The sequence below is a fragment of the Ruegeria sp. AP12 genome (genome assembly GCF_056540025.1).
This window is the reverse complement of the sequence record NZ_JBQFVZ010000004.1, coordinates 186,558-209,410: the sequence shown is the minus strand read 5'-3', so window position 1 is coordinate 209,410 and position 22,853 is coordinate 186,558. Positions and strand designations below refer to the sequence as shown.

Genomic DNA, 22,853 nt, shown 5'->3' with positions numbered 1-22,853 from the left:
AATGTGCAATTTAAGCGTAAAAAGAGAAAACGTAGAAAATAGCGTCCCAAAGAACGAGACCTGAGGCATGTACACGCACGAAGACCTTAATGCATTGCGCAACCAGTCCCTCAAGCTGCAGGGCTGGATTCGCCAGCAGACCTTCAGCCCCGAGATGGAAAAGACCCTCCGCCGCTTTTCAAGCTGGGAAGTGTCCGAACTGATCTTTCGCGTCAACCAATCCACCTTTCGCGGTAAGCTGGCCGCCGACCCCTCGCTGCCCGGAGGCGAGGTTGAGCCTGATGGCCGCCAGCGCTGGTTCAGCCTGGAAGAGGTGAATGAGCTGCGCCGCCGGCTCAAGGTGAACCGCAAGTCCCTCATGCCGCCTCGCCCCGCCGGCAAACGCGCCATCCGAGCAGCCGTGGCCAACTTCAAAGGCGGCGCCGGCAAGTCCACTGTTGCCCTGCATTTGGCCCACGCCGCCGCGCTGGATGGCTACCGTGTGCTGGTGGTGGATTTCGACCCGCAGGCAACGCTGAGCCATTCCATGGGTCTGACTGACGTGGCTGAGGATTTCACTGTTTGGGGTATCATGGCCCGCGATCTGATCCGCGAGACCGAGAGGATGAACAACCGCCCCGCTGCTGCCGAATCCGGGACCGCCCTGCCCCACCGCGAGTTGCCGCCATCAATCACCGATATGGGTCTCGGCGATCTGCGCATCTCGGACTTCATCAAGCAGAGCTCGTGGTCGACCATTGATGTCGTGCCCTCCTGCGCTAACGCCGCCTTCGTGGAATTTGCCTCGGCGCAGTATCGGCATCTGAACCCCGAGTGGTCGTTCTTTGCCGCGGTGTCGCGCTATCTGGATCAGATTCCTGACGATGCCTATGACTTGATCTTATTCGATTGCCCGCCTGCGATCGGCTACCAATCGATGAACGCGGTGTTCGCCGCGGATATGCTCTACGTTCCCTCCGGCCCCGGCTATTGGGAATATGACTCGACCACGTCCTTCATCGGCCAGCTGGCCGAGGCGCTGGAAGATCTGGCCTATGGTTTCGATAAGACCTTACCCACGGGTAAGATTGGGTTACCGAAAACGTTCTGCGAGCTGCGCTTTCTGTTGACCCGGTACGAGCCGGGCAATGCGCTGCACCTGGCCATGTTCGACGCGTTCAAGAAGGTGTTCGGCGAACATGTGGCGGAGCACCCGGTCGAGATGACGCGCGCTGTCGAACAATCTGGCCGCTTCCTCAGTTCGGTCTACGAGATGGACTACCGCGAGATGACGCGCGAGACTTGGCGCCGTGCGCGCTCGACCTTTGACAATGTGTATGAAGAATTCCGGGGCGTGATGCTGTCGGCCTGGGATAAGCTGGAGGATGACGTATGAGCCGTAAACGCAGAATGTTCGACATCGACATGCCGGCCATGGATGACATCCCGGTTGGCAAGGTTCCGGACAAGGTGCTGGAAAAAAGACGCGGGCCGATGGCGACGGCGATCTCGGAAAACGCCGATGCGCTGCGCAATCAGCAATCGACCGAGGATTCCATCCGCGCCGAGAATGACCGTCTGGCGCATGAACTGGTTCGCTTGCGGTCCGAAGGTTTGGTGACCGAGCATGTGGCCTTGGCGGATGTCGTAACCGAAAAACTGACCCGCGACCGCAAGAGCGGTGTCGACCCCGAACTGGAGGAACTGAAAGACTCGATCCGGGATATCGGTCTGTCGAATCCCATTCGTCTCGAACGCCGGTCGGACGGTCGGTTCGACCTGATCCAGGGGATGCGCCGCCTGTCCGCATATCGGGCTTTGCATGAGGAAACCGGCGACGAGACTTATGCGAGAATCCCGGCGGGCATCTCCGATGCGACCGATCTGAATGACAGCTACCGTCGGATGGTTGATGAGAACCTGATCCGCAAGGATATCTCCTTTGCGGAAATGGGTGCGCTGGCGCGGGCCTTCGCAGACGACCCGGCGAATGATTGCCCAGACGTGGACAAAGCCGTGGCGATTCTGTTCAAGTCCGCCAGCTATACCAAGCGGAGCTACATTAGATCTTTCGCCAGTTTGCTGATGATGCTGGACAAGGTGCTCATTCACCCCAATGAAATTCCCCGTAATCTGGGGGTCGAACTGAAACGCAAACTCGATGCCAATCCGGGATTGATCCGGCAAGTCAGCACGGCGGTGATGAGCGAACCTGATCGCGATGGCCCGCGAGAAGTATCCATTCTTCGAGAATTTGTGGAACCGAAGACCAGCGCGCTGAAAAAACCTATAGCATCCGGGAGCGGTAAAACGCGCCGTGCGAAAACCACATTTCAGGTGTCGGGTAGGGCAGGGGTGGCCAAGTGTTCGGCATCCAGTGGTAGGATTGAGTTGCGCTATGATCTCGACTTTACCCGTGTGGATAGAGCCAAGTTGGAACAGGCCATTGCCACTCTGATTGACGATTTGCAGGAGGATGGCAGTCTTACCCATGGGTAAGATTGATACATGTAATTGCTAAGGCGAAGCGCCGGGTCCATAACCCGGTGTTTTCTTTTTTGTTCCTACCCCAATAAATCCGCCGCCGGATTTTCTGTGATGTCGACGTCATCGTAGTATTTCTGTGCCTGTGCGAGGGAGCGGTGCAGCGACAGGCGCATGGCGGCCTGGATCGGGGCGCCGTCGAGTGCGGCCTGGGTCAAGAACCCGGACCGCAGCCCGTGCGGTGAGGCAAAGTCCTGGGGAAGGCCGGCCTGTGTCAGCCGGTGTTTGATGATCTGTGCGATGGCGTCTGGGGACAGGCGGCGTTTCAACACCCGGTCGGCCTTGGAGACAGGGCGGAACAGCGGGCCATCCGCAATCTCGCCCACCTCGATCCAGTGCACCAAAGCTTGCGCCGCACGGGCCTTCAGGATCAGGCGCGGGGTCTCGCCCTTTTGCGTGGTCTTGGTCTCCAACAGGGAGAGCCAGACCACACCGGAATTGCCGAAGTCCGTGAGCGAGACATCCTCGCGCGTGAGCGCGGTGATTTCCGACCGCCGCCGACCACCCGAGGCCCAGCCCAACATCAGGATAGCGCGGTCGCGGCAATCCCGCCGGGACCCCCGACAGGTGGCCAGCAGCTGTTCGAGAATGTCACGGGTGATCGGGTGCTGCGACTTTGGGGCAGGGGGCCGGGCGGCGGCCCGGCGCGCCTTGGCCCGGGCCTGTTTCACCTGGCTAGCGTTAAACGGGCTTTCGAGGTTCTTCATTCGATGAAAGGCAAGCCAGGAGGCGATGCGCCGGTCCAGCGTCGAAGGGGCAGGGCAGGCGAGAGACTTGCGCAGCCCCTGAGCAATCAGCGCTTCTGCGGTTTCGCGCGCCACATCCGTTTCTGGTGCGTCATTCAGATCGCGGGCGTGATCGAGAATGAAGGCGAGGGCTGTGGCCTCAGACTCGGGCCAGTCCAATGCAGCGGTGAACCGGGCAGATTTCCACGCTGTGACATATAGCAGGTCGCGCTCATAGGCGCGCAGCGTATTTGCGGGGGTGCCGCGGATATAGAGATCGGTCAGCGCGTCCTGATCCGCCTGCGAGAGGGCAGGGGCGGTGGCGGGGAGGTAAGGGGCAGGGGGCTTCATGTACCCATTCTGCGTCAATTTGGGTCAGATTTCAAATATCATGATAAGGGATACTTATCGTGTTTAATTTATGAAAGCCGAAACTGGAAATGTTGTGAGCAAAAAGGTATGGAATTGCACATTAAGCGGATGGATCCGTGCAAAGCATCATTTTTTCGATGAGTTGCGCGCGGCTGGATTTGTCAGTATTTTTTCAATGTTTCGAAAACTGCATTGCGAGTTGCGTCGTCGTTTTGAAAAATCCTGTCGGCGAGAAACTCAGACGGAAACTCGGTCCAAGTCTTGCGCATTTTGTTAACGAGACGTTGTGCCTCTTCCGAGTTTCCCAGCTGATCCTGTGCAACAGCTTGGAATAGTAGGGAAGGAGCGCTGACAGGCGCACCTGCGGCTGGGGCGTCCTGAAAGGCTTCGACAACATTTTCGTAGTTGCCGAGCATAAGTTGCGACACGCCCCAGATGTTTCTTGCGCCAAAGCGGCCAGATCCTGATCTGGGTCTCTCCGGATTGCTAACTTCGGCGGCAAGTTCCGGGGCGTTAGCCATGATGGCAGTGATGCCTGCAAGGTCCAGAATATGGCCATCCTTCGGCGCAAGTTCGACGGACATTCTTACGTATTTCAATGCCTCGTTTGGCTGGTTTTTGACAGCCAGCACCCAACCATTTGCGCCGTTTGCCCACGCATCAGCGGGGGACAATTCAAGCGCTTTTCCAGACATTTCTGAGGCTTGATTGAAGAGATCATCCCTTTGTGCTTCATCCGGTGACAACACCGCCAGGATCGCAAGGACCTGCGCTGATCCAGCATAGCCGTCGGACAGAGCCGGGTCGAGTTCCATCGCGTGCTGGAACATTCCCAGCGCTATTTGCTGACGCTTGACATCAAAAACGGGGAAAAGCATGCCGCGGGCTTGATCCGCAAGATTGGCTGCCTGGAGTCTTGTCAACGATTGTTCGCCAAGCGCCACACGTTCTACTTGTTCGATGGATCGAGTTGTTGGCACAACCTCCCTGTTATCCTGGCTCATCCAGATTCCAAGCACAGCGACTAATGCAAGAACACCCAGTCCGGCTGGCAGCAGCTTCAGCGAACGCCGCCACCCATCAGGCTCATCGCTGTCACAAGTACCTGACGCGCGGTTTTCGATTGTAGGTTCGTATGAAAACCGAGGCTTGTATCCGCCGGGGTCGACAAAAATGCGAACACCTTCACCGTCCCAGTGATCTTCGTAAAACGCGTGTAGCAGTCGACGCAGCCGCCTGGCTTCTACGCGAACGAGGTTTTGACTGCCAGTGCCATCAATGCGACGCTCATAGACCTCCACAGCGATAGCTTTACCTCGGATCTGATCGCTTCGACCCGATAAAGATTCCTCTACTATATAGGTTAGAAATTGCTTCAGGCGGGGCGAGGCTTGAAACCCTTCACTTGATACAATTTGATTCAGAGCTTCCCGGATGAGCTCCGGAGAAGGCTGTCCAACATGTTGATTTATTGGCAATTCGTTGGATTTGTTCAATGTCAACTCACCCCTAACTCACGGTGACTCACTTGGCCTTTGCGGTCAACCGCACTCATCTTGATTTGAGAATAGATAGTGGGTGTCGGGATTTTTCCAGTGACGGTGGACCTGATTGAAGAAATTCCAGAGCTTTCCGATGTGCTGTCGAGGCGCATCGAAACGGACGCGCTTCTCGGCGAGGTCATCGAAGACCTGAAGAAAGCATCTGCGTTTTCGAAAGACGCATCAATCACGGACGCCGAGCGCGCTGAATGGGCCCACATCAGATCTGAACTCGTGAAAGAACTTCGCCGGATGGTGAAGCGCAATCTTCATAACGACTCTAACTGAGGACCAATCCATGACCAAAGACGATAGTGGGAAAGACCAGGAAAACAAACAGGGCCAAGAGACAGACCAGATTGAAGATCCGTCGCGGCGGAACGTTCTGAAGGGCTTGGCCACTGGCGCAGCTGCAACGGGGGCAGCGGGGTTTGCGGCGGGGAGTGCCGAGGCGCACCAAGGCGACGGCCCACTCGGTGAATCTCTCAAGAATCCGTATGGTGGTCGGCCCGCAGGCGGCATCTCTCTGCCAGAGTATTTCCGCCCGACGAAGTACATGACCGGTTCAAACGCAAACTATTTTCCACTCAGTGAAGAGTTGGGCCCAGATGAGATGCGCATCTCGTTTTGTGGTTCGACACCTTATCCGCCGCGCGAAGATCAGGCAGGTACCTGCATCATGGTGGAACTTGGAAATGGAAAACGTTTCTTCTTCGATTTCGGATCCGGTTGTGTACGCAACATCATTGCCATGCAGGTGCCAGGACAGCTGATCAACGACATCTTCATCTCTCACCTGCATGTCGATCACTATGCCGACATTCCCTATATTTACCCCTTCCGTGCGTGGTCGGGTGGCTACACGCCGTTGCGCATCCATGGTCCTTCCGGTCGGACACCGGAACTCGGTACTGCTGGTATGGTCAAGGGCATGCAGCAGATGCTCAAGTGGCACCTCGAAGCGTTTGACGTGTTCCCCATCGGTGACGGTTACGAGATCGAGGTGAACGAGTTCGATTTCCGCCAAGAAGGTGGCATCGTATATGATCAGGATGGGGTCACAGTTCGGTCATGGCCTCGTAGCCATGCCAAAGACGGCGCAGTCGGGTATCGGCTCGATTGGAACGGTCTGAGCTTTGTATGGACCGGCGATGGTCGCCCGGATGAGCTTTCACGGAAATACGGCGAAGGCGTAGATGTCTTTGTAACCGAAATGTCGGGACAGGATATTGGTCAGTTGATGACCTACAAATACGGCATCCCACAGGACCTTTTTAACTATACTATCGATACGCATCACACCTCCCACTATGCCGTGGGTAAGCTCTTTGCTGACACAAGGCCGCGTTTGGGAATGGTGACACACTATACCCAGGACGAAGACATCGACGCCGAAATGCTGGCGGGCATTCGCGCTCACTACGACGGACTATTCCAATGGGGGCTTGATGTGGCTGTCGTCAACGTTACCAAAGATGCGATCTGGTACCGGAAGGCGGCGTTGCCCGGGAAATCTGGAACTGTTCCGCCATTCCGCGAACTGGCTGCGGCAGCAGAGGCCGGGCGCATTGAGCTTCCAGACGAAGTTACCTTGCCGAACCCAAGGCTCACCCGCGCAGATCAACAAGATCAGAAGTACCGGGATATGGAGATCGATCCGCGCGAATACTACCCGTCAGATGTCTTTCGTGCGCCTGGTGGGGAATGGCCCCAAAACTTCACGATCAAGGTGTCCGATGTAATCGGTCCGCGAGACGAGGACTAAGAGGTGAGTGCCATGATTGAGTTTGGCTCGACCGCTGCTGTCCCAGTCACCATTCTTACCGGCTTTCTAGGAGCCGGTAAGACAACACTTCTAAACCGCATCCTGACCGGCAACCATGGATTGCGCGTGGCCGTTCTTGTGAATGATTTTGGATCAATAAACGTGGACGCCGACCTCGTGGTAGGTGTTGAAGATGACGTAATGAGTCTGGCGAATGGCTGCGTTTGCTGCTCGATCCGAGATGACCTGATCGAAACGGTGGAGGCCGTTCTCGCGCGCCCGGAAAAACCGGAGTACATCGTGCTTGAAGCAAGTGGAGTGTCGGACCCTTCGTCGATTGCGATGACTTTCACTGACCAACGGTTCCGGGACATGATCCGTTTGGACAGCATCATGTGCCTTGTGGATGCTGAACAAGTATTTGCTGCGCCCGAGCAGATGGAGCTGAAACTACGCCAGATCGCCTTCTCTGACATGGTTATCCTCAACAAGATTGATTTGGTTGACCGTACTACTGTTCAGAAGGTTCACGACTGGCTTGGATCAAGATTCCGTCGCTACCGACTTGTGGAGGCCGTTAACGCTGAAGTACCGCTCGACATCCTTTTGTCGGTGGGGCGTTTTGCCGCCAAGCAGCTAGATACCGAAGTACCAGATCATCACGAACATGGTCCCGGCTGTGGTTGTCCGAACCATGACCATTCTGCCCAGTTCACGACGACCTTCTTGCAATCCGAACGACCCGTCCCCTTGTCCGGACTGCGTGACGCGATCAAGCGTTTGCCTGGCGAGGTCTACCGGGTGAAAGGATTTGTGCTATCCGAAGAGGATCCGGACCATCGGGTAGTAGTGCAAGTCGTCGGCAAACGCATCGACATTGCAAGAGAGGAGCTGTGGGGTAACCGCAAGCCCGAAACCCGTCTGGTTGCAATCGGAGCACCCGGAGCGGTTTCAGAAAGTATGCTGGAGGACGTGTTTCTCGAGCCAGTCTGATTGCGTGTCGGATTCATGCAAGTCGATATGGTGTGTGCTCGAAGCCCTAGTCGTCAGAATTCTCCTGTTGTGAAAAAGCGGTTCGCGCATGGGTCACGCTCACGCGCGGGCTGACCCGTAACCAACTGGTTGACCTTTGTGTCTTCGAACACCTAGCCCCCAAGGCACGGGCACCTTTGCTAAGAGCAACCATGACGTCCAGAGGTATTACTTGACCGTTGGAAGGTACATAGAAAGCCGATTTCACATCGTCTGTTTCGCATGAATCAGGCATTGTGCAGTTGCTGAGCATTCGGTCTCGATGACATTGAGAGCAAATCTAGCGGCCAAAGTTCGAATTTACGCTCCTAGCCTGGTGGCTTCCAACTGGCCTGTCTCATTGCATTACCAAGGTCTTCCCCGTGTTTCGGATTTGCAAAAAGCTTCTCGAATAGCGCATCCACGCGACTGTCAGGCCACTCGCGTGAGAGTTGTTCCGATAGAGTCTGAGCTTCAGCCTGATTGCCCATCATCTGATGTGACGCAATTAGGTAAGCAACGGATACAGGTCCGACAGGGCCTCCTTTTTCCGTTGCTCGTTCAAAGGCTGACACGGCGCCTTCATAGTCCTTCATATGAAACTTTGCTGACCCCATCGCGTTCTGAAACACGTAACCCCGCTCTAGCTCGATTTTTGAGAGTGCGTCCTCGCTAATTTCTACGACTTGTTCAAATGAACCGGAAAAGAGCAGGACCAGCGACACGAACTCCAACACATGTACGTCGTGTGGTGCCAAACGCTGTGCTCTTTGTGCAAATTCTATGGCCTCAGGCCAGTTTCCCATTGCAAACTTGACCCAAGCCATTGCGGACTGGCTCCAACCCGTTTCCGGGGCCAACTCGATGGCCCTGTTGGCCCGAGCGTCGGCGTAGTTCAACATTTCCTTGGCTAGGTCGGCATCGGATGTCAGCACAGCAATTGTCGCAGCGACCTGCGCAGCGCCTGCATGGCCGCCGAAATAGCTGTCGTCGTTTTCAATTGCCCCCTTGAATATGGTTAAGGCCGCGTCAATACGCGCAGGTTCCAAGGCCGGGAAGATTAGATCACGACCAGTATTGGCTAGATTCACAGCCTGAAGACGCATAGGGGATGCATCAAAAATGGCGCTGCGCTCGTCACGACTCAGGCCATCGACTGGCGAAACGACTGGATCGGCTAGTTTTTTCGATAGCAACACAACAACAACTACAAAACAGGCTAGAACGAAGAGGCCGGCAACTCCAACGAACGGGCGACGCCAAGTGTTTGCTCTGATTTCCAGCCCAAACGGAGGAGGTTGAAGCGTCTCGGGCGACCTGACCAGAATCTCAGGAGCGTAGCCGCCCTTTGGCAGGTCGAATATCATGCCCTCTTCGAGACCATCTCCGGCATAGAATTCGGCAAGCTTGCGACGCAAGCGACCGGCGTCGACCCGAACGACGTTTTCACGGCGCGACATCTCTGAAGGGGTCCCACCATAGACATCCAAGGCGATAGTCTTGGCACGAATATCGTCAGCTCGACCGTTGAGCGATTCTTCGACCACATACACCAAAAAGTCCTGCAATCGCTGCGAACCTGCGAAAGTTGAAGACCTGACAAGCCGCTGCAGTGCCGCCCGCACATCTTTGGGAGCAGGTGACCCGCTCTCATTCAATGCAATAGATGTGTCTTTGGTTACTTCCATGTTTTCAGTAAGTTACGCATTAGATTACACCGTATTATGCCCCGATAAACCTTTTGTGAGAAGTGAATTCGACGAAAACTCAGCGAAGTTTGTTGATCCATCGAATGAGCCATCGCAATTGGAAGGTTACGCCTTTGATACCCTGTTTCCCGATCACCAATCCGCAATTGCGGATTTACGGCGCGTGGATACGGAATTCGATGAGATCTGCCGCGACTATCAGCTTCTTTGTGACGAGTATCTATCAATGAACATCGAGCCGGGAAGCAACTTAAACCAGTTCGCTAGCGATATCCGCGATACTCTGGATGGTCTTCGGGATGAAATCACCCAATCGTTGCGGCGCGCAGGAAAGATGTAATCCATAGGGGAAGGGATACCGATGAGATCAATATTGAAACATGCCACAGCCATGGTGCTGATGGCTGGCGCGGGTTTTGCCCAGGATGCGCCTATCATTCATGATGGCGAGTTTGAGTTCCTACGCGCACAGTTTGGCGAGCAATGGGATGCGCAGGACTCCGAGATTGAGGCGAAACTTGCCGAGATTCGCGACGCCAATGGCGGCCAGCCGCCCAATATCCTGTATATCCTGATCGACGATGTCAGCTTCGGTCAAATGGGTAACCGGACGATGAACTACGTCACAGGTTTCGACACGCCCAACATCAACGACTTTGCCAACGAAGGCATGTCCTTGATGAGAATGTATACTGAGCCATCCTGCACACCGACACGAACTGCGATGTTGACCGGTCGTCATCCGGTGCGCGCCGGCGTTGAAGAGGTCAAAGTTGCGCTGGTTGGCGAAGGTCTTGCAGCTGAAGAAGTTACGATTGCCGAGATCCTGAAGGAAGAAGGATACAACACTGCTCATGTCGGGAAATGGCATCAGGGCGATATTGAGCAGGCTTACCCGCACAATCAGGGTTTTGACTGGGCCGCATTCCCTTTGCATCAGCAGGTTCAACTCAGTCTGATGACACGGGATGCGATGGTTGCCAACAATATGCTTGGCTTCCATCCGTCCGGACAGTCCAACCAATTCCAGCTGGATGAGCGATTCAAGCCCTACGGTCTTGTAACCGGCGTTGAAGGGGAAGCAGGTGGCCTTGCTCGCGAAGTCGACATGGCGCCGGGCGAAGAATGGACACAGGCCAAATACGAAGAAATGAACCTGCGCTATCAGCGTCAGGCACTGGAACAGCTAGACCGCCTCGCCTCGCAGGACGACCCATTCTTTATGCAATACTGGCCACTCTATCCGCTGAATTTTGCTTATCCGGATCAGGCCGTTTCCCGCAACGGCGGCTTTCATGCCGACAAGTTGCAGGTTCTGGACGGCTGGATCGGTGAAGTACTGGCTAAGCTGGATGAAACTGGCAAGGCGGACAACACCATCGTCATGATTATGGCTGACAATGGCCTGATGTATCACTACGAAGGAACGTCCGGTCTGAACCAGTTGATCTATCGCGGCGGCAAGACGCAGCACCTTGAAGGCGGAGTGCGAACTGATGCATTCATCCGCTGGCCCGGCGCAATCGAACCGGGAAGCGCGGCGGGTGACATCGTGCATGTCGCGGATCTGTTCACGACCTTCGCGCGGATAGCAGGCGCAACTGACCGTATCCCGCGCGATCGCGTGATCGACGGCATTGACCAGACGGCGTTGTTACTTGAAGGCGAAGGCAACTCGCGTCGCGACTACGTCTATGTGTACGAAGGGCCGGTGTTGCGCTCAGTCGTGAAGCAAGAGTTCAAGATGCATTTGCCGGCCCCCGGTCAGCCCGGAGCTGCGGCCCCAGTTTTCAATGTCTATCGCGACCCACGTGAAGAACATCCGCTTGTCGGGTATTCATTATGGTCTGGTGCATCATTCCAAGACATGGTGAAGCGCCATCAGAAAACCATTGCAAAGCACCCGCATCTGCCGCTGGGCAAGGGTGTGCCGTATGAAGGTATTGAGAACCTTCGTCCCGAAAGCGAGTTGACCCGAGAAGTCTTCTCCAGCTGGCAATGATGAAGGTAGACGGCGGAGAGAACCTGCCGCTGTCTAACCAGACCATCCAATTTCTCACAGGTGTATGATGTCACGCATCTTCCATTGTCTTGTTTCTCTGATCTATGCACTGCTCGTGGCAGGCTCTGCATCAGAAGCTGAGGAAAACGCGTCAAATCCATTGGCTGCAGTTAACAATACCGACATTCGATATCAGTATTTTGATTTGGGAGGGGGTGCAGACCGTCAGGATGCCTTTGTCGACGGTGCATACATGTTACGCCCCGATCTAAAACTAAAATACGAGCTCCACTACAATTCAACGAATGCGACTGGCGAAAGGTTCAACGGGTTCGAAAAGACCAGCTTCAAGCTGATCTACTTTCCCTCACAGAAACCCTTGACTGACACCTGGAGCGTAAAATCCGCACTTGGTTTGGAGTGGATCCTCGATTTTGGTGACCCCGACGAAGGCATCGGCACCGGGTCGGATCAGATCGCCCCATTTGGAGGGTTCGCTTTTGCAAACACGAATACTGGGCTGACTCTGATCCCTCTGGTCCAGCACTTTGCTTCGTATAACGGTTCGACCGATGTCAGCCAAACTGCGATGCGCCTGATTGCGCTTCAGCCATTTGGTGACGGGTATTGGGCCAAAGCAGACATCAAAGCGCCATACGATTGGGAAAATGAAGCCTGGCCCGCGACAGCCGAATTCCAGATCGGTAAGAACCTCAGCCCTGGAATTGCTCTCTACGCAGATGTGTTGGTCGGTATTGGTGCTGACAGACCCTATGACCAAGGTGCTGGGATCGGTCTCAGGTTCAACTACTAAGCACCGCCAAAACGCAAGGAAACTCCGATGCTCCATATCAGATCAATTGGCGCCACCGTATTTCTGGCAAGCGTATTATCTATGCCCGGGCTTTCCTGCGCTCAGTCTCTACCTGCACCGGGTCAGGACGAAACAGGCTGGCGTCATGGAGCGTCATTCTATCTGTTCACACCCCTACGAACCACGGGAACGTCAACCGTGGCTGGACAATCCGCGGATCTGGATCTGAACCTTGGCGACGTCCTGGATGTGCTCGATTTCGCGGCAGCCGGCCGGTACGAGGCATGGAACGGGGATTTTGGGGTCGTCGTAGAAGCGAATTATGTGGGGATCGAACAGGATACCACATTGCCTGGTCCTCTGGGTGCCGGGATTAACGTCGACGTTCGTCAAAAGTGGTTTGGTGTGCTGGGGGCTTACCGTGTTGCAGATGGCTTGTACGGTAGCAGGAGCCAGCGATATGCAATCGATCTCCAAGGCGGTCTGAGGTACAATTCCATTCGTCAGGAACTCGACCTAACTACCCCAGGACCGGGGAACCCACCTACGTTGGGCGGAGATCAGGGTTGGATAGAACCAGTCGTCGGCATACGCGGGATGTGGCGGCTAAACCAGAAATGGACTGGGATTGGGTCCTTGGAACTTGGCGGTTTTGGTGCCGGAGGAAATGACCTCCAGATTGGTGTAAATGTTGGCTTCGACTATCAACCTTGGGAGAAGACCGCGTTCACGTTCGGGTATCGTTACTTTAGCGTCGACTATAGCGACACACTGAGTTCCGGTGAATTTGCCTATGACGTCGACCAGCATGGTCCATACATTGGTATCAAGTACTTTTTCTAACGAACGGGCGTGAAACAAATTCCATAAGAAACAATCGAATGGCGGTTAACACGACAACACGCCGTGAACAGGCTGCGGTTCGCGAATGCCCGGCAACTCAAAGAGGCCAACCAAAGGCAACGTTTCGCTGACACGAGACGCAAACTCAGATGACACCACAATGCGGTGGTTCGTGCGGCGGGTGATCGCTTCTAATCGCGCCGTGTAGTTCACGGCAGACCCAATCACGGTAAAGTCGAGTCTATTTACCGCGCCCACATTCCCATAAAGCACTTCACCGATGTGCAAACCAATCCCAAATGAAATTGGCGGATCTCCTACATTACTGCGGTCGGAGTTTAGTCGATCTACGTTTTCGCAAGCTTCGCGCGCGGCATTTAACACCGACGAGCACACTTTCGAAGGATCATCGACGTCTGCCGGCAAAGCAAAAAACGCTAGAATGCCGTCTCCCAAAAACTTTAAAGTTGTACCCTGGTATTTTTCAACCGGTTTGGCCATAGCGTCGAAAAACTGATTTAGCATTCCAATCAAATCGCTACTGGATAGTGCATCGCTCATTGACGTAAATCCGGCAAGGTCGCAAAACCATATGATCCCGCTTTGAGTTTTACCGGACCCACGCGTGATTTCTCCATTCAGAATGCGGGTACCGGCATCATGCCCCACGTAAGCATCCAAAAGATGAACAGCCGTTCTGCGAGCTGTGAGCAGTTCAACAACACATCCGAGTGCTGGCAAAAGTGATGCGATTTTCATGATGTGTTTTGGAGTGAAACCCGAAGGCTGATCTGTTGCGCAGCACAGAACCTGTGGACGATTTTGACTGAAGCGCAAACTCATAAAGACGGCATCTGTGGCACCGTCTGACTTGAGGGATTGCCCAAAAGCAAACTCAATACTCAAGTCATGCAGCCGTATCATCGGGACACCAGAAAGTATTTTTGGAATAGGACTATTTTTATAGCTATCCAATAGCTGTGCTCCATGAGGCCGGGCAAGGATTTGCGTACCCTTCTTTGCATCCCAGGGTTGTGTCGCAAACTTTTGTCGTTTGGATTGACGGGAAGACAGGTTCTGACGTCTTTTCTCAGAGCATAGTTCTCCAACAGGTTTCAGCATGATCTCCTTGAAAGGCTGCCATTTCCCCAAGGATGCAGTTTTGTACGCTGTTTACTTCTATCTTCGGTACACGGTGTCCTATCGTGATCTGGAAGAGATCATGGCTGAGCGCGGTGTTCGGGTTGACCACGCCACCCTGAATAGGTGGGTTGTGAAATACTCGCCGATCGTCGCAGCTCGTGCGCAATCAAAGAAGCGTCCAATGCTGAATTCATGGCGCATGGACGAAACCTATATTCGTGTTCGCGGCAAATGGATGTACCTCTATCGGGCCGTCGATAAAGCTGGGAATACTCTTGATTTCATGCTGTCTGAGCGTAGGAACCGTCCAGCAGCAGCACGGTTCTTTGGCAACGCGCTGGCTTCAAATGGAATCCCGAGCAAGATCGTCATCGACAAAAGTGGAGCCAACGCGGCGGGCATTCGAGAGGTGAACAAAATCCTCAATCGGTTTGGCTGCCCAGCCAAAATCCAAACGGTCAGGTCCAAGTATCTGAATAACCTGATCGAACAGGATCATCGATTTATCAAGCGTCGCGTACGGCATATGTGTGGGTTCAAATCGTTCAGAACCGCATCAGCTACTCTGGACGGCATTGAGGTCGCCAACATGATCCGCAAGCAGCAATTCCCCAGCAATACGGGCTCGGGTTTTCGGATGTTTGCCGAGATCGCAGGATAGGTGTGTCCAGTAGTTGACCGCCTATGGTCGTTTCAAAAGTTTGCGACACATCCCTGCAATCCCATGCTCTGATCGGCTATTACCTTGACGGCTGGGACTACCGGTTCCGCTAAGCCGCGGCGGGCGCGTTCATTCAAAGACCTATTGCCGGGTAATCTGTATCTGCGCGCGCAGGCCCTGATCTCCGGCTTCGAAACTCAGGCCGCCGCCATGTTGCTCGGCGACGGTTGCCGCGATGGTCAGGCCCAGGCCGAACCCGTCTGACGATCCGGTGTTCGAGCCGCGGCGGAACGGGGCCATCAGCGCCTCGATATCCGAGACCGAGAGATCGGTGCCCTTGTCCTCGACCGTGATCGTCGCGGTGGTGGCGTCGGTTTCCAGTTGCACCTCGGCGCGGCGACCGTATTTCAGCGCGTTGTCGATCAGGTTGGTCAAGGCGCGTTTCAGCGAAATAGGCCGCCCCATCACCAGCATGCGCCGGGTTTCCGGCAGGGATCCATGGCCGCGCCGCGACATGAATACCGACGGTGCGCCCTCGATCTTGACCGGAGCGATTTTTCTGAGCGTCACCGGCAGGTCCATATCCTGATAATCGGCCACGAGGGACTCGACCAAAGCGGTCAGTGAAATCTGCTGCGGCTCTTCGATGCTGAGTTCCGAGCGGGTGTAGGTCAGCACGCTTTCGATCATGCCGGTCATCTGGTCCACATCGGCCTCGAGCTTTTCGCGCAGCTCGTCATCGGCGATCAGCGCGGCGCGCAGGCGAACGCGGGTGGCGGGGGTGCCAAGGTCGTGGCTGACGCCGGACAGAACCGTGGCGCGCTTTTCCAGCTGCATCCGTTCGTCATCCAGATGGGCGTTCACGGCCGAGACGATCTCGCGCAATTCTGCAGGCCCGTCCGCGTCATAGCTGTTTGGCCCGCCCCGGCGTTTGCGGTCGTGCAGAGCGGTGGCGAAACGGGTGAAGCTGTCCGAGACATTGCCGACCGAGGTCAGAATGACCGCCAGCGCCACAATCGCGGCCAGAATGGCGGGCAGGCGCAAATCGGCAGGGGCGGCCTTGCAGCCCCAGACCCCGGTGCCATCGACCCGCTGCCAGGGGCTGCGCCCGAATTGCGCGATCAGGATCGGCTCGCTGCAATAGGTGGCCAGCAGGCGGGTCAGGTTGGCCAGTTTCTCGGGGGGCGTTTGATCGATGCCGGACATTATATCCGACACCGGATAAACCAGCCGGTCGGACATCACCGCCAGCGTCAACTCGCGCCCGGCCAGAGGGGCGGTGTTGTCGGTCAGGATCGACAGGTTGGTAACAAAACTGCGGTCCGACAGGCCCGGCAATTGCTCGAACAGCCCGGCATCGGCCAGCGCTGCGGCCTGGGCGGGCAGGGGGGTGATGGTGATCCCTGGCGGGGGGATCTGACCAATGCGCAGGTCCTCGTAGACCGCGAAGCCCGCGACATAGGCGCGGGTCAGGAAGTCCTCCCACGCGCGGGCCGAGGCGAACCACAGCCCCGCCGCCAGCAGGCCCGAGGCAAAGGCCGCCCCGGTCCAGATCCAGCCCAGGCTGCGCAGGCGCGGGGCGCGCGCTGTCATGCGTCTTCTTCCACCGAAACCTCGGCGGCGAAGACATAACCGACCCCGCGTTCAGTGCGTAGCATCTGCGGGTCTTTCGGGTTGGCCTCGATCTTGGACCGCAGCCGCCCGACCAGCATGTCGATGGCGCGGCCCTGCGCCTCGGGCTTGTCGGCGCTGCCGGTGACATCCAGCGCGGCGGCGATCTCATCCCGTGTCAGGGGGATATGCGGGTTGGCCAGCAGAACCTTGAGCAGCGCGGTTTCCCGTTGCGACAGGGATACCAGATAGCCCTCGGGCGAATGCACCTCATCGCGCTTGCCGTCATAGCTCCAGTCGTTGAACCGAAAGCTCTTGGTCCGGCGGCGATAGGCCAGCGAGGGGGTGCGCCTTGCGCGCTGCATCACGGCGCGGACACGGGCCAGCAGCAATTGGGGGTTGAAGGGCTTGGCGATATAGTCGTCGGCCCCGACCTCATACCCAGCCATGCGTTGATGATCGGCAGACAGGGCCGAGACCAGAATGATAGGCACATCCTGTTCGGCGCGCAGGCGGGCGCAGATTTCGACCCCGTTTTCGTCCCCCAGCATCACGTCCAGCAGAATCAGGTCGATCCGGCCCGACGTCAGATGCGAGCGGATTTCGCTTTCGGAACTGGCGGGCAGGGCGATGAACCCGTTCTGATGCATGAACTGGGTCATCATCGACCGCATCTCGGGGTCGTCATCCACCACCAAAAGTCGCGGAATGCTCACGCGGTTTCTCCTCCCGATTTCTGCGCCTCCGACATCATGCATTGTAACGAACGGAAACAGATTCAATGTCAACGTAACACGCTGTAACAAAAGCGGTGAAAATTTGGGCAGTGGCACGCATTCGTCGCGGATTCTGCGTTGCCAGATGATGATCCGGTCGCAGTAATGCAGCCATCGCTGCTTTTCGCAGTCACTGAGTTCTCAGGGAGGAGACACATAATGAATCGTTTTGCATTTGCCACCGTTTCGACACTGGCCATTGCGGTCGCGTCGTCTGTTGTGGCCGAGCCGCAGGCCGAAGTTCTGCATTGGTGGACATCGGGTGGTGAAGCCAAATCGGTGGCCGTTCTGCAGGAAGAGTTCGCCTCGAACGGCGGTACATGGACCGACATGCCGGTGGCCGGTGGCGGCGGTGATGCGGCGATGACCGCGCTGCGTGCCCGCGTTCTGGCCGGTAACGCGCCTACCGCCGTTCAGCTGAAAGGCCCCGCCATTCAGGAATGGTATGAAGAGGGCGTTCTGGCCGACATTTCCAGCGTCGCCGAGGCCGAAGGCTGGGCCGATGTGCTGCCCGCCTCGATCGCCGGTCACATGCAGTGTGAGGGCACGTGGTGCGCGGCACCTGTGAACGTGCACCGCGTCGACTGGATTTGGGCCAATGCCGACGTTCTGGCGGCCAATGGCATCGAAATGCCCAATACATGGGACGAGTTCAACGCCGCTGCCGAGAAGCTGCAGGCCGCTGGTGTGATCCCGCTGGCCCATGGTGGTCAGGCGTGGCAGGACGCGACCGTGTTTGAAACCGTGGTTCTGGGCATTGGCGGGCCTGAGTTCTTCCAGAAAGCTCTGGTTGATCTGGACCCCGACGCGCTGACCTCGGACACGATGGTTCAGGTCTTTGACCAGATGCGCACCCTGCGTGGTTACGTGGACGAGAACTTCTCGGGCCGCGACTGGAACCTTGCCACCGCGATGGTCATGAACGGCGAAGCGGCGTTCCAGATCATGGGCGACTGGGCCAAGGGTGAGTTCCTGGCGGCGGGCAAGAAGCCCGGCGAGGATTTCCTGTGTGCCTCGACCCCCGGTGACGGCTACCTGTATAACGTTGACAGCTTTGCCATGTTCGACGTGGACGGCGATGACAAGAAAGCCGGTCAGGACCTGCTGGCCAAGCTGATCGTTGCGCCGAACTTCCAGAAAGTGTTCAACCTGAACAAAGGCTCGATCCCTGCACGCACCGACGTTGCGCTGGATGATTTTGACATCTGCGCCAGCCTGTCGGCCGAAGACATGGGCTCGACCTCGGACGCAGGTTCGCTGCTGCCGTCTTATGCCCACGGCATGGCGCTGCGCGGGTCGCAGTCCGGTGCGATTACGGATGTTGTGACCGCGCATTTCAACTCGGATATGTCGTCGGCTGACGCAGTTCAGCAACTGGCGACCGCAGTGGCAAACAGCTACTGATCCAACACGCTCTGCCCCCTATAGTGAGGGGCAGAGCATCTTTCCCCGGAGGCTAAAATGTCCGAATGGCTGGAAAACCACCTGCCCAAGGTGGTGCTGGCACCGTCGTTCATTGCCGTATTGATCTTTGTCTACGGCTTTATCGGATGGACGGCTTGGGTGTCACTAACCCGATCGAAACTACTGCCGAAATACGAGATCAACGGCTTCATCCAATATGAACGCCTGTTTGACTCCCCGCGTTGGGATACGGCAATCAACAACCTGTATATCTTTGGCGCGCTGTTCATCGTAATTGCGATGGTGCTGGGCCTGTTGCTGGCCATTCTGCTGGATCAGAAAATCCGCGTCGAAGGGGCGATCCGCACGATCTACCTGTACCCGATGGCGCTGTCGATGATCGTCACCGGCACAGCGTGGAAGTGGATACTGAACCCAGGTCTGGGCATTGAATCCATGGTGCAGGGCTGGGGCTTCACAAACTTTGAGTTCGACTGGTTGGTGAACCCCGATTACGCCATCTACACCATTGTGATGGCCGCGATCTGGCAGAGCTCGGGCTTTGTCATGGCGTTGTTTCTGGCTGGTCTGCGGTCGGTGGATGGTGAGATCATCAAGGCCGCGCAGGTCGATGGTATCCCCACATGGCGCATCTATACGGCGATCATCATCCCGTCGATGGCCCCGATCTTCCTGTCCGCCTTCATCGTTTTGGCTCACCTTGCGATCAAAAGCTTTGACCTTGTCATTGCCCTGACAGGCGGTGGTCCGGGGTACGCGACCGATCTGCCCGCGACCTATATGTACGCCATGGCGTTTTCGCGCGGTGACATCGGTCAGGCGGCCTCGTCCGCGATGATCATGATGTTGGTCGTCTTTGCCATCGTGGTTCCCTATCTTTATTCAGAGCTGAGGGCGAAAAATGACTGATCTGTCGATGCCCCAAACCCAAACCCGCACCCAAAGCGCCGCTGGCAAGATTGCCCTGCGTTGGCTGCTTTACGTCCTGCTGGGCCTGTTTGCGCTGTATTACCTGATGCCGCTGTTCGTGATGTTGACCACATCGCTGAAAAGCCTTGAGGAAATCCGCACTGGGTCCCTGATTTCGCTGCCGCGAGAGGTCAGTTTCGACGCCTGGAAAACCGCTTGGTCCGGGGCCTGTACCGGTATCCAATGCGAAGGCCTGCGGCCATACTTCTGGAACTCAATCCTGATCGCGGTGCCAGCGGTGGCCATCTCGACCCTGCTGGGCGCGCTAAACGGTTATGTCGTGGCGCAATGGCGGTTCAAGGGGGCGAATATCATCTTCTCGCTGATGCTGTTTGGCTGCTTCATCCCGTTTCAGGTGGTTCTGCTGCCGATGGCGCGGCTGCTGGGCATGATGGGGATCGCCGGAACCATTCCGGGCCTGATCTTTGTCCACGTGATCTACGGGCTGGGTTTCACCACGCTGTTTTTCCGCAACTACTATGTCACCATCCCGGCCGAGCTGACCAAGGCCGCGCGCGTCGATGGGGCGGGGTTCTTGCGGATTTTCTGGTCGATCTTCCTGCCGCTGTCACTGCCCATCATCGTTGTGACCGTGATCTGGCAGTTCACGCAGATCTGGAACGACTTCCTGTTCGGCGTGTCGTTCAGCCAGGCGGGCACACAGCCCGTGACCGTGGCGCTCAACAACATCGTAAACTCCACCACCGGCGTCAAAGAATACAACGTCGACATGGCCGCCGCGATCATCGCGGGGCTGCCGACGCTGCTCGTCTATGTCGTTGCCGGTAAGTATTTCATCCGCGGCCTGACCGCTGGCTCTGTGAAGGGATAAGACCCATGGCTCCTATTCTCGACATCAACAAACTGTACAAGAATTACGGCGCGACCGAGATTCTGAAGGACATCAACATCTCGATCGATCCGGGTGACTTTCTGGTGCTGGTCGGGCCGTCGGGCTGCGGCAAGTCCACCCTGCTGAACTGTATCGCGGGGTTGGAGGAGATCACCGGCGGCACGCTGTCCATCGGCGGCAATGACATGACCCATGTCAGCCCCAAGGATCGCGATATTGCGATGGTCTTCCAGTCTTATGCGCTGTACCCGACCATGTCGGTGGCCAAGAACATAACCTTTGGCATGAAGGTGCGCGGGGTCGATCAGGCCACGCAGGAGGCCAGGCTGAAAGACGTGGCCTCGCTGCTGCAGATCGAGCCGCTGCTGAACCGCCGCCCCAGCCAGTTGTCGGGCGGTCAACGTCAGCGGGTGGCGATGGGCCGGGCGCTGGTGCGTGATCCCAAGCTGTTCCTGTTTGACGAGCCGCTGTCGAACCTCGACGCCAAGCTGCGGGTCGAGATGCGGACCGAGATCAAGAAGCTGCACCAGACTTTGGATGCCTCCATCGTCTACGTGACCCACGACCAGATCGAGGCGATGACGCTGGCGACCAAGATCGTCGTTCTCAAGGGCGGTGTCGTGCAGCAGATCGGCAGCCCGGCCGAGATCTACAACAACCCGGCCAACCTGTTTGTGGCCGATTTCATGGGCTCGCCCGCGATGAACCTGATCCCGGCGCAGGCCAGCAAGAACGGCCCCGGCACGCAGATCGCCATTTCGCGCCCGTCCGGGGACACGCTGGTTCTGAACGATGCGCGCGAGTTGTCGCTGCCGCAGGACGTGATCCTTGGCCTGCGCCCCGAAGACATCGCCGAGGCCGGGTTCCGCGCCGGGGCAGGGGTGCAAGAGGCCGAATGTCTGGTCGATATGGTCGAACCCGCCGGGGCCGATACCTATGTGGTCTCGGAACTGGGCGGCAAGCAGGTCACTGCACGGCTGCACGCCGAAACCAGCGCCAAAGCCGGAGAGATGCTGAACTTTGCCATCGACATGAGCAAAGTGTCGTATTTCGCAAAAGAAACCGGCGAGCGGCTGAACTGACCCCATGCGACTGGTTGCGGATATTGGCGGCACAAACACGCGGCTGGCCCTGACAGGGGCCGGTTCCGCGTTGATCGAAAACGCCAAGGGCTACAAAAACGCGGACTACGCTAGGTTCGAGGATGTGATTTTGGCGTATTTCGATGAGGTCGGTGCCCGCGACCCCGACCAGATCGTGGTTGCCATGGCCGGGCCGGTCAGTGGCAATAAGGGCCGATTGACCAATCTGGACTGGGTGATTGATGGGGCGGCCTTGTCGTCGCGCTTTTCGGGCGCGCGGGTGCGTGTGATCAATGATCTGACCGCCTTGGGCCACGCGGCCTTTCACCTGAAACCTGCGCAGCTTTTGTCTGTCGTGGAAAATGATCCACTGGGCTCTGAGCAACCACAGGCGTTGGTGGTGGGGATCGGCACCGGTTTCAACGTCAGCCCCGCCGTCGATCTGGGCGACCGGACGGTCTGTCCGCCGGTCGAGGCCGGGCATGCAAGCCTCTATAGCTCGGTCAGCGCTGCGCTGGAGGACGTGCAACTGGGCCTGTCCGCAGCCTTTCCCACAGTCGAGACGCTGTTCTCGGGCCGTGGCCGCCGCAAGTTCCTGTCCTTGGTCACAGGGCAGCGCGTTGACAGCGCCACGCCCTATATCGCCAAAACCGGCGAACCCGGAAACGAAGCCTTCGACACGGCGCTTGACAGCTATGCGCATCTGATCGGCGTGTTGCTGCGTGAATTGAAGGTGGCCTACCTGCCCACCGATGGAATCTTTCTGGCCGGGGGCGTTGCGCGCAGCTCGCTTGTGGGCAAACGGGCCGAGATTTGCTGCGCGGCTTTGTTACAGAAAAACGACTATGTATCGCTTTCGCCTTCGGTCTGGATCATCGATGACGATGCGGCGGCGCTAACAGGCTGCGCATCACTGGCCTGAAACCCGGTTTCGTTCAACGTCAAGTAAACAAGTTGGGATATCGGACTCAACCGTCTGGTAACGGCGTGGTGCACCCACTAAGCTCGGCCCGACCTTGCGGCAGAGA

At 56.9% G+C, this 22,853-nt stretch carries 21 protein-coding genes; 15 read left to right on the top strand and 6 right to left on the bottom strand.

Annotated features, from left to right (window positions below; translation table 11 throughout):
• Nucleotides 1-67: 67 nt before the first annotated feature.
• Nucleotides 68-1,375 (top strand): AAA family ATPase, encoded by a 1,308-nt coding sequence (locus ACR0E6_RS13600; RefSeq protein ID WP_480584279.1) that lies wholly within the window; start codon nucleotides 68-70, stop codon nucleotides 1,373-1,375.
• Entirely contained in the window at nucleotides 1,372-2,478 is a 1,107-nt protein-coding gene (locus ACR0E6_RS13595) for a ParB N-terminal domain-containing protein (protein WP_480584277.1), read from the top strand. Before ACR0E6_RS13600 ends, ACR0E6_RS13595 begins: the two co-directional genes overlap by 4 nt.
• A 65-nt stretch (nucleotides 2,479-2,543) precedes the next feature.
• Here ACR0E6_RS13595 and ACR0E6_RS13590 read toward each other — a convergent pair whose 3' ends face one another.
• The gene (locus ACR0E6_RS13590; protein WP_480584275.1) at nucleotides 2,544-3,599 is read right to left on the bottom strand and encodes a tyrosine-type recombinase/integrase; all 1,056 of its coding nucleotides are present in this window, start codon (nucleotides 3,597-3,599) and stop codon (nucleotides 2,544-2,546) included.
• Between the two features lie 182 nt (nucleotides 3,600-3,781).
• Nucleotides 3,782-5,116, bottom strand: a complete 1,335-nt coding sequence (locus tag ACR0E6_RS13585) for a tetratricopeptide repeat protein (RefSeq protein WP_480584273.1) — start codon at nucleotides 5,114-5,116, stop codon at nucleotides 3,782-3,784.
• 99 nt (nucleotides 5,117-5,215) lie between these two features.
• Between ACR0E6_RS13585 and ACR0E6_RS13580 the strand changes: the two genes are divergently transcribed.
• From ACR0E6_RS13580 to ACR0E6_RS13570, 3 genes are read left to right on the top strand one after another with little or no spacing between them, the layout of a single operon-like run.
• Nucleotides 5,216-5,449, top strand: coding sequence for a hypothetical protein (locus ACR0E6_RS13580; RefSeq protein WP_480584271.1), 234 nt, complete (start codon nucleotides 5,216-5,218; stop codon nucleotides 5,447-5,449).
• A gap of 10 nt (nucleotides 5,450-5,459) precedes the next feature.
• Nucleotides 5,460-6,926, top strand: coding sequence for a guanitoxin biosynthesis MBL fold metallo-hydrolase GntH (gntH, locus tag ACR0E6_RS13575; RefSeq protein WP_480584269.1), 1,467 nt, complete (start codon nucleotides 5,460-5,462; stop codon nucleotides 6,924-6,926).
• A gap of 12 nt (nucleotides 6,927-6,938) precedes the next feature.
• Nucleotides 6,939-7,919, top strand: a complete 981-nt coding sequence (locus ACR0E6_RS13570; RefSeq protein ID WP_480584267.1) for a CobW family GTP-binding protein — start codon at nucleotides 6,939-6,941, stop codon at nucleotides 7,917-7,919.
• Nucleotides 7,920-8,266: 347 nt separating this feature from the next.
• Here the strand turns inward: ACR0E6_RS13570 and ACR0E6_RS13565 are convergent, their stop codons facing one another.
• Nucleotides 8,267-9,625 carry a tetratricopeptide repeat protein gene (locus tag ACR0E6_RS13565; protein WP_480584265.1) on the bottom strand — a complete coding sequence of 453 codons (1,359 nt, stop codon included), beginning with the start codon at nucleotides 9,623-9,625 and terminating at the stop codon, nucleotides 8,267-8,269.
• On the opposite strand from ACR0E6_RS13565, the gene ACR0E6_RS13560 reads away from it, so the two are divergent.
• The 4 genes from ACR0E6_RS13560 to ACR0E6_RS13545 all read left to right on the top strand — a co-directional run bounded on the left by ACR0E6_RS13560 (nucleotide 9,624) and on the right by ACR0E6_RS13545 (nucleotide 13,305).
• Entirely contained in the window at nucleotides 9,624-9,986 is a 363-nt protein-coding gene (locus ACR0E6_RS13560; protein ID WP_480584263.1) for a hypothetical protein, read from the top strand. The genes ACR0E6_RS13565 and ACR0E6_RS13560 overlap by 2 nt on opposite strands.
• A 33-nt stretch (nucleotides 9,987-10,019) precedes the next feature.
• Nucleotides 10,020-11,648, top strand: a complete 1,629-nt coding sequence (locus ACR0E6_RS13555; protein ID WP_480584261.1) for a sulfatase-like hydrolase/transferase — start codon at nucleotides 10,020-10,022, stop codon at nucleotides 11,646-11,648.
• Between the two features lie 64 nt (nucleotides 11,649-11,712).
• On the top strand, nucleotides 11,713-12,462 hold the full coding sequence (locus ACR0E6_RS13550) for a hypothetical protein (protein ID WP_480584259.1): 750 nt from the start codon (nucleotides 11,713-11,715) through the stop codon (nucleotides 12,460-12,462).
• A 198-nt stretch (nucleotides 12,463-12,660) separates the two neighbouring features.
• Nucleotides 12,661-13,305 carry a hypothetical protein gene (locus tag ACR0E6_RS13545; protein WP_480584257.1) on the top strand — a complete coding sequence of 215 codons (645 nt, stop codon included), beginning with the start codon at nucleotides 12,661-12,663 and terminating at the stop codon, nucleotides 13,303-13,305.
• A 45-nt stretch (nucleotides 13,306-13,350) separates the two neighbouring features.
• Here the strand turns inward: ACR0E6_RS13545 and ACR0E6_RS13540 are convergent, their stop codons facing one another.
• Entirely contained in the window at nucleotides 13,351-14,427 is a 1,077-nt protein-coding gene (locus ACR0E6_RS13540) for an adenylate/guanylate cyclase domain-containing protein (protein ID WP_480584255.1), read from the bottom strand.
• Here ACR0E6_RS13540 and ACR0E6_RS13535 point away from each other — a divergent pair.
• Nucleotides 14,426-15,109 carry an IS6 family transposase gene (locus ACR0E6_RS13535; protein WP_480584253.1) on the top strand — a complete coding sequence of 228 codons (684 nt, stop codon included), beginning with the start codon at nucleotides 14,426-14,428 and terminating at the stop codon, nucleotides 15,107-15,109. The genes ACR0E6_RS13540 and ACR0E6_RS13535 overlap by 2 nt on opposite strands.
• Before the next feature lie 141 nt (nucleotides 15,110-15,250).
• On the opposite strand, the gene ACR0E6_RS13530 is transcribed toward ACR0E6_RS13535, so the two are convergent.
• A complete protein-coding gene (locus ACR0E6_RS13530) occupies nucleotides 15,251-16,702 on the bottom strand; it encodes a sensor histidine kinase (protein ID WP_170622507.1) in 1,452 nt (483 codons plus the stop codon).
• A complete protein-coding gene (locus ACR0E6_RS13525; protein WP_170630660.1) occupies nucleotides 16,699-17,436 on the bottom strand; it encodes a response regulator transcription factor in 738 nt (245 codons plus the stop codon). The genes ACR0E6_RS13530 and ACR0E6_RS13525 overlap by 4 nt, the downstream gene beginning before the upstream one ends.
• A gap of 219 nt (nucleotides 17,437-17,655) precedes the next feature.
• Between ACR0E6_RS13525 and ACR0E6_RS13520 the strand changes: the two genes are divergently transcribed.
• The 5 genes from ACR0E6_RS13520 to ACR0E6_RS13500 are packed head-to-tail and all read left to right on the top strand — an operon-like array spanning nucleotide 17,656 to nucleotide 22,747.
• Complete coding sequence (locus ACR0E6_RS13520; RefSeq protein WP_480584251.1) at nucleotides 17,656-18,900, top strand: ABC transporter substrate-binding protein; 1,245 nt, start codon at nucleotides 17,656-17,658, stop codon at nucleotides 18,898-18,900.
• 57 nt (nucleotides 18,901-18,957) lie between these two features.
• Complete coding sequence (locus tag ACR0E6_RS13515; RefSeq protein WP_170622510.1) at nucleotides 18,958-19,830, top strand: carbohydrate ABC transporter permease; 873 nt, start codon at nucleotides 18,958-18,960, stop codon at nucleotides 19,828-19,830.
• Nucleotides 19,823-20,722 carry a carbohydrate ABC transporter permease gene (locus ACR0E6_RS13510; protein ID WP_480584249.1) on the top strand — a complete coding sequence of 300 codons (900 nt, stop codon included), beginning with the start codon at nucleotides 19,823-19,825 and terminating at the stop codon, nucleotides 20,720-20,722. The genes ACR0E6_RS13515 and ACR0E6_RS13510 overlap by 8 nt, the downstream gene beginning before the upstream one ends.
• Before the next feature lie 5 nt (nucleotides 20,723-20,727).
• Nucleotides 20,728-21,825 (top strand): ABC transporter ATP-binding protein, encoded by a 1,098-nt coding sequence (locus ACR0E6_RS13505; RefSeq protein WP_480584247.1) that lies wholly within the window; start codon nucleotides 20,728-20,730, stop codon nucleotides 21,823-21,825.
• 4 nt (nucleotides 21,826-21,829) lie between these two features.
• A complete protein-coding gene (locus tag ACR0E6_RS13500; protein WP_480584245.1) occupies nucleotides 21,830-22,747 on the top strand; it encodes a glucokinase in 918 nt (305 codons plus the stop codon).
• Nucleotides 22,748-22,853 lie beyond the last annotated feature (106 nt).

What these genes read in the sequence shown, in the direction of transcription:
- ACR0E6_RS13595 (WP_480584277.1), top strand. Translation starts at nt 1,372, where the DNA reads ATGAGCCGTAAACGCAGAATGTTCGACATCGACATGCCGGCCATGGAT.
- ACR0E6_RS13540 (WP_480584255.1), bottom strand. Translation starts at nt 14,427, where the DNA reads ATGCTGAAACCTGTTGGAGAACTATGCTCTGAGAAAAGACGTCAGAAC.
- ACR0E6_RS13520 (WP_480584251.1), top strand. Translation starts at nt 17,656, where the DNA reads ATGAATCGTTTTGCATTTGCCACCGTTTCGACACTGGCCATTGCGGTC.
- ACR0E6_RS13500 (WP_480584245.1), top strand. Translation starts at nt 21,830, where the DNA reads ATGCGACTGGTTGCGGATATTGGCGGCACAAACACGCGGCTGGCCCTG.
- gntH (WP_480584269.1), top strand. Translation starts at nt 5,460, where the DNA reads ATGACCAAAGACGATAGTGGGAAAGACCAGGAAAACAAACAGGGCCAA.
- ACR0E6_RS13515 (WP_170622510.1), top strand. Translation starts at nt 18,958, where the DNA reads ATGTCCGAATGGCTGGAAAACCACCTGCCCAAGGTGGTGCTGGCACCG.
- ACR0E6_RS13570 (WP_480584267.1), top strand. Translation starts at nt 6,939, where the DNA reads ATGATTGAGTTTGGCTCGACCGCTGCTGTCCCAGTCACCATTCTTACC.
- ACR0E6_RS13505 (WP_480584247.1), top strand. Translation starts at nt 20,728, where the DNA reads ATGGCTCCTATTCTCGACATCAACAAACTGTACAAGAATTACGGCGCG.
- ACR0E6_RS13535 (WP_480584253.1), top strand. Translation starts at nt 14,426, where the DNA reads ATGATCTCCTTGAAAGGCTGCCATTTCCCCAAGGATGCAGTTTTGTAC.
- ACR0E6_RS13565 (WP_480584265.1), bottom strand. Translation starts at nt 9,625, where the DNA reads ATGGAAGTAACCAAAGACACATCTATTGCATTGAATGAGAGCGGGTCA.
- ACR0E6_RS13600 (WP_480584279.1), top strand. Translation starts at nt 68, where the DNA reads ATGTACACGCACGAAGACCTTAATGCATTGCGCAACCAGTCCCTCAAG.
- ACR0E6_RS13550 (WP_480584259.1), top strand. Translation starts at nt 11,713, where the DNA reads ATGATGTCACGCATCTTCCATTGTCTTGTTTCTCTGATCTATGCACTG.
- ACR0E6_RS13590 (WP_480584275.1), bottom strand. Translation starts at nt 3,599, where the DNA reads ATGAAGCCCCCTGCCCCTTACCTCCCCGCCACCGCCCCTGCCCTCTCG.
- ACR0E6_RS13530 (WP_170622507.1), bottom strand. Translation starts at nt 16,702, where the DNA reads ATGACAGCGCGCGCCCCGCGCCTGCGCAGCCTGGGCTGGATCTGGACC.
- ACR0E6_RS13510 (WP_480584249.1), top strand. Translation starts at nt 19,823, where the DNA reads ATGACTGATCTGTCGATGCCCCAAACCCAAACCCGCACCCAAAGCGCC.
- ACR0E6_RS13560 (WP_480584263.1), top strand. Translation starts at nt 9,624, where the DNA reads ATGTTTTCAGTAAGTTACGCATTAGATTACACCGTATTATGCCCCGAT.